We start from the raw sequence: 5,575 nt of genomic DNA, 5'->3' as shown, positions 1-5,575 counted from the left end.
CCTATCCCCTATCCCCTACTACCCCATCATCTCAGCCTAACAATTAGCCTCGACAGAGCACTAAGATAATATCGCCACGTTTGTAGCTCATCGCCTATCGCTTTTCGTATCGTCGGCAAGTACGACACAGGCGTTGCGAAGGTTGCGGCGGGCGTGCAAAATGCCTTCTTGGTGTCCGAGGGTTTGGGCGATTTCCAGGTGCTTTTGATGATACGCGATCGCCTGCTGATGGTCTCCTTTGCTAGCGGAAATGCTGCCTAGCCCGGATAGCGCGCTGGCTTCTCCTAGCTGGTCGCCGATCGCTTGGGCAATCTCTTTTTGTTGGGTAAAGTAGCGTTCAGCTTTGGCGCGATCGCCCGCCGCGTGATAGGCGCTACCGAGTCCGCCTAGGGCGTTACTTTCTCCTTGACGGTGGCCGATTTGCTGCGCTTTGGTGAGATGCTGATGATGAAGCGCTATGGCCTGTTCAAATTCGCCCAAGGAATAGCAGCAGCTACCGAGATTGCCCAGGGCTGCGCCTTCCATTTCTAGATCTTGAATTTGGCGTGCGATCGCTAGGTGCTGTTGGTGATGTTCTTTAGCCTTTGTATATTCTCCTTTCGACTCGTATAGATTGCCAAGACTGCCCAAGGCGATCCCTTCAGCAAAGGGTAGATTTGCCTGGCGAGCCAAGTTGAGAAACTGTTGGTGATGGCGAAGGGCGCTGTCATAGTCACCTTGGGAATAGTACACATCTCCGAGCGCGCCGAGCAGTAGGCCCACGTCGATCGGCTCACCGACTGATCTAAACATCTCCAGGCTTTGCTGGTAGTACTGGGCGGCTTGAGGGTATTGATTTTGACTGAAGTAGCTTTCTCCTAAAAACTGAAGCATGCGAGCGTTCCAGCCGTCGGGCGGGGTATGGTCGAGGCGCTCTGCAAGGGCGCGATAGAGGTCGGTGCGAACGGCGTTGTAGCCCCAAAGTTTGAGCTGGTAGTGCAGCATTTCTTGGGTGGGGGTGTGGGGCCGGGTGCAAAGTAGGGTAAAGGCGCGTTCCCATTCTTGAATGTCGCAGAGGTGCTGAGCTGCCTGTAGATAGCCTTTGACCTGGGTGAGGTTGTCGCTGTTTTGGGGTGGGCGATAGCGAGTCAGCCAGTTGATCAAGGCGCGGCACTGAGTGCGCCGATGGCCGGGGGGCATTTGGCGCAGGTATCTGGGCAGGATGCCGAGCTGGGCTAGTACGGGTAGGGCATCTGGAAGCAGAGGGGCTGTCATATGCGGCTAGAGGAACTGTTCAAAGCGTAGCGCGACTACATCGTATGTTTAGCCCGTTCGTTATCGCTTCACTGTTCTCAAAGTAGTCTCGCGATTACAATTTTTAGTGAAGGAATATCCTCTTCTACTACCTGCCAGACTCACTCTAGATTTACACGTAGATAGTCATGAATGAGAACATCTCTTGTCCCTGCAATCTTCTTCCAAGGGATATCGAGATTGGCTTGGCGATAGAGATAATCATTACTATTCATAGAGGGATGGCTTCTTGTAAAACTTGTTTTCTGATAATGGGATGCAGCGTATCTGGTTCTGCTAGATCTACTTTGCAGCCAAGTAGTTATTCGAGTGCTTGAATCAGGCCAACATAGTCAAAGAGAGAAACGTCTTTGTCTAGATCTGCTAGCAGATCTACATCACTATCTGCTCTGTCTGTACCCTTTGCGACTGAGCCAAAGATTCGTAGATTGTGAGCACTGTGTTGCTCTGCAATTTCTAGAATGGCTTGTCAATGTTCTAGCAGCTTATTTTTGAGAGCCATTTCATCACACCAAATGGTGCTAATAGTATAGTCGTCGGGTGCATACTCTGCGAAAAGCTATTCTGATTTCGCCGTTGGCTAGGTGATGGTTTTTGTCGTCAGCCTATGCCGAGTCAGCAGGGAAGAGCACTACTCTTAATAAGAAGAAATCTGTTCTTGATAGCGTAATGGTGGTCAATATGCTCTTGCCCGAGATAGATCTAGAGAATTTGCCTGAACTGGGTAGAGTAGTTCTAGCGGAGGTTGAGCCCGTTTTGCCAACGGACAGGGTGGGAGAGAGGGGCATGATTAACCGAGCGCACGCGATTGCTATCAAGAACTGGCTGGGAAAGTATCGACCTTCGGCTAGTGCTTCGGGGCAGGGTACTGCCCGAGGGTATCAAGAGGCGTATTGTCATTTGCGTGAGATAGGCGCGCTACAACAAGCGCTGATTGTAAAACGGGTATCTCTACGGATACAGAAGGCTGTGGCTAGGCAGCGGTGGCGGCACTTTGAAGAGACGCAGCGAAGAGAGCCGAAATAGCGCGATGGGCTGAAGTACGAGAGCGACAATATGTTTTTGGTTCCCCTTGTATGTTTGGAGGGGTAATGGAATTTGAACCGTCAAGAAGCTCGTGATACCAGCAAGGAGTTTGAGTTTCCGTCCCCTTGCGGGGTAATAGAATTTGAACCGTTGTAGGTACTGTAACCAGTACCTGAGGCCCCAATTTGGTTTCCGTCCCCTTGCGGGGTAATGGAATTTGAACCTCTAAACCAACCAGAAGACACTTTGACGGTGTCGTTTCCGTCCCCTTGCGGGGTAATGGAATTTGAACCCGATCGAGGAGAGAGGCAGAAGGGTGCCCTCATTCGTTTCCGTCCCCTTGCGGGGTAATGGAATTTGAACAGCTGGCTCAACCGCATGTGTCTCCCTGACACTGTCGGGTTTCCGTCCCCTTGCGGGGTAATGGAATTTGAACCACTAGCAATGCGAATTATTGAAAATTCTTAATTTTGTTTCCGTCCCCTTGCGGGGTAATGGAATTTGAACTATTGATGCGGCAGGTCACAAAGCCACTCAAAACGTTTCCGTCCCCTTGCGGGGTAATGGAATTTGAACACTTTGACTACACGGATGAAACTGCCGTGTTGGCTGTCGGGTTTCCGTCCCCTTGCGGGGTAATGGAATTTGAACTTCGAATCTGAATGCCGTCGTCGTGCTCCACAGGATGTTTGTTTCCGTCCCCTTGCGGGGTAATGGAATTTGAACTGGACTTCTCTTGACAGCGACATTCAAAATCGCATGTTTCCGTCCCCTTGCGGGGTAATGGAATTTGAACACGTAAAGTATTGTAAGTACTGTAATAATTATCTGGTTTCCGTCCCCTTGCGGGGTAATGGAATTTGAACCAAATATGCGCGGGCAAGGTTTCAGTCAAAAAAGTTTCCGTCCCCTTGCGGGGTAATGGAATTTGAACGCTACTGACATTGCTTTGAAAGTAGCACAAGCTAACGGGTTTCCGTCCCCTTGCGGGGTAATGGAATTTGAACCACTTATCCCAAGCTCAGAGATTGGCTAAATCGCAATGTTTCCGTCCCCTTGCGGGGTAATGGAATTTGAACGTGCGCTATACGCCGCGATTTACAATGATTGTTAAGTGTTTCCGTCCCCTTGCGGGGTAATGGAATTTGAACCCCTTCCGAACCTGCCGCCGACCGTATCACTTACAAGACGTTTCCGTCCCCTTGCGGGGTAATGGAATTTGAACCATTCTTTCTAAATACTTTGATTCAGGAAAGCGACAGTGTTTCCGTCCCCTTGCGGGGTAATGGAATTTGAACCATCTCTGAAATGCTTTCAGTAAGTTTGACGTGGTTTCCGTCCCCTTGCGGGGTAATGGAATTTGAACGAAGCAATTATTGAAAGGTTTGCAGAGTAAATCTTTAGTTTCCGTCCCCTTGCGGGGTAATGGAATTTGAACATGGTCGGAAGAAGGGGAAACGTTCAAAGTCGATGATGGTTTCCGTCCCCTTGCGGGGTAATGGAATTTGAACCAAAGTTGAAAAAGACGAAAAGTAATTTTCATTTGTTTCCGTCCCCTTGCGGGGTAATGGAATTTGAACGTACCTGGATTTGCAGAAGGGCTTTACCATCAAGAGAGTTTCCGTCCCCTTGCGGGGTAATGGAATTTGAACAACTCAATGGCAAGCTGATAATGACGTTCAAGCTTAATGTTTCCGTCCCCTTGCGGGGTAATGGAATTTGAACCCCTGGTCTTTGAAAGCCTGACGGAGAGCAGCTTTCAAAAGCCAAATTCGCTAGGGTCTAAAAAAGGCCGTAGCAGATGAGAATCACTGTCAAGAAAGTGCCCTTAATTTGGGCTCAAAGCCTTACACAGTAGTTAATTCTCTAGGGTCGACGAAAGAATGCGGTTTTCAAGGTTCTATAGACCCTAGCGAATTTAGGAGTCTGAGCCAACAATATAGTCAATATCAACGAATGTCGATAGATTTTGTGGACTCTTCATATTTTTTGACAAAATATGGCGACTCGCATAGTTTCAGTATGCGAGCCGCTGTTCTGCAAACCTGGTCACAGTCAGAGTTTGCAGGTAACGCTTACTCCGCTCGCGAAGCTAGCCGCAAGATCTCCCTCACGACGCCGCTCTTTCCGCGAAAGTTCAGCAGCTCTACTTCCCCTCGCAGCGCCCCTGACTCTTTTAGCGCAAACACTGCCTGCGTCAGCGAATGATTCATGTATCCGGTGATAATCACAATCAAATCACAGTGCTCTAGCTTCTGCCGCACCACTCGCTTTTGATGCCGCCCCTCCCAGGTCGGCGGTACCTCCGCGCAGCGTCGCAAACCATACTTTTCAGTCAGCTCATGAATCACCTCTCGGCGCGTCGCCTCATGGCCCCCCACGATTCCTAATACAAGATTAGAAAGATTGGGTTCAGACTCCCCTGTATCCGCCGCTGTCTTCAAATGCGCGTCGGCTGCCCCCGACATCGCCGCGATGTACAGCAGCAGCTCATCTACCTGCTGCTCTAGCTCCCACACCCGAAGCTGCAAGTCATCAAACTCCTTTGCCAGTCCGGTGTTCGTCTGCTTCAGCCACGTTAGCTCTCTATCCGCATAGCGCAACAGCTCTTCACTGTCTCGCTTGAGCTGATTGTAGTCTGCTCGCAGCGCTGACAGCCGCTGCACTAACTGCTGATTCTCCTGCTGCGCGTTTGCCAACACCGTTCCACCAGAAGACACGCATCGCATCATCAAGCCAATACACTCAAGCGACATCTTTAGCCGCTCTTGACAAGCCCTTTGTAATACTTTCATCGCTCTACCCCGCTAGCCTTACAACAATTAATGCCGTCCGAATCAAATCTTCAATCTCTACAACAACATCACCACACAAATCGCAGTGAACCCGCCCATCGTCCACACAGAGGTATCCGCACTCCACCGCAAATGCCACCCACGTCTGCACCTTGGCTGCTGCTGCTTTTGCCTCAGACAGCTTCGCTACAAAAGAAGTTTTATAATGCCGCTGCTCCCAGGCCGCAGCCAAGTGCATACAAACCTCCCGCGAGACTTCTCGCAGCTTCGCCACTAGCGGACTCTCTTCTTCCGGCAAGTTTGGCAATAGCCAGTGCAGCCTCATCGCTTCATTGAACGCCAGCTGGTAGGCCAGCAGTTCCTTGTAGCCATGCGGGTGATAATTCGCTGCAAAGATTGTTGCGTAATTTTGTTTCATGATTTTCTCCTTTTTTATTACTGAGTGAAACAGGGAAATTGGT

The 5,575-nt window shown here is 50.1% G+C and carries 6 protein-coding genes and 1 CRISPR repeat array; of the genes, 1 reads left to right on the top strand and 5 read right to left on the bottom strand.

Going from position 1 to position 5,575, the window contains the following annotated elements:
* Positions 1 to 87: 87 nt before the first annotated feature.
* From IQ256_RS28215 to IQ256_RS29930, 3 genes are all read right to left on the bottom strand, one after another.
* Positions 88 to 1,254, bottom strand: coding sequence for a tetratricopeptide repeat protein (locus tag IQ256_RS28215; protein ID WP_193859015.1), 1,167 nt, complete (start codon positions 1,252 to 1,254; stop codon positions 88 to 90).
* Between the two features lie 140 nt (positions 1,255 to 1,394).
* Complete coding sequence (locus IQ256_RS28210) at positions 1,395 to 1,508, bottom strand: HepT-like ribonuclease domain-containing protein (protein ID WP_193859014.1); 114 nt, start codon at positions 1,506 to 1,508, stop codon at positions 1,395 to 1,397.
* An 86-nt stretch (positions 1,509 to 1,594) separates the two neighbouring features.
* On the bottom strand, positions 1,595 to 1,747 hold the full coding sequence (locus IQ256_RS29930) for a nucleotidyltransferase family protein (RefSeq protein WP_370623569.1): 153 nt from the start codon (positions 1,745 to 1,747) through the stop codon (positions 1,595 to 1,597).
* A gap of 140 nt (positions 1,748 to 1,887) precedes the next feature.
* Between IQ256_RS29930 and IQ256_RS28200 the strand changes: the two genes are divergently transcribed.
* Positions 1,888 to 2,319: a hypothetical protein gene (locus IQ256_RS28200; protein WP_193859013.1), complete on the top strand. Its 432-nt coding sequence runs from the start codon at positions 1,888 to 1,890 to the stop codon at positions 2,317 to 2,319.
* A gap of 43 nt (positions 2,320 to 2,362) precedes the next feature.
* Positions 2,363 to 4,044: direct repeats of the CRISPR family, unit length 35 nt; unit sequence GTTTCCGTCCCCTTGCGGGGTAATGGAATTTGAAC.
* A gap of 350 nt (positions 4,045 to 4,394) precedes the next feature.
* On the opposite strand, the gene IQ256_RS28195 is transcribed toward IQ256_RS28200, so the two are convergent.
* Together IQ256_RS28195 and IQ256_RS28190 are read right to left on the bottom strand one after the other, a co-directional pair.
* Positions 4,395 to 5,114, bottom strand: coding sequence for a hypothetical protein (locus IQ256_RS28195; protein ID WP_193859012.1), 720 nt, complete (start codon positions 5,112 to 5,114; stop codon positions 4,395 to 4,397).
* Positions 5,115 to 5,118: 4 nt separating this feature from the next.
* Positions 5,119 to 5,532: a four helix bundle protein gene (locus IQ256_RS28190; protein WP_193859011.1), complete on the bottom strand. Its 414-nt coding sequence runs from the start codon at positions 5,530 to 5,532 to the stop codon at positions 5,119 to 5,121.
* Positions 5,533 to 5,575: the final 43 nt, after the last annotated feature.

Source organism: cf. Phormidesmis sp. LEGE 11477 (genome assembly GCF_015207105.1).
In the GTDB taxonomy this organism is placed as follows: domain Bacteria; phylum Cyanobacteriota; class Cyanobacteriia; order Phormidesmidales; family Phormidesmidaceae; genus Phormidesmis.
The sequence above is the reverse complement of the archived record's forward strand: the minus strand, read 5'-3'. Positions and strand labels throughout refer to the sequence as shown.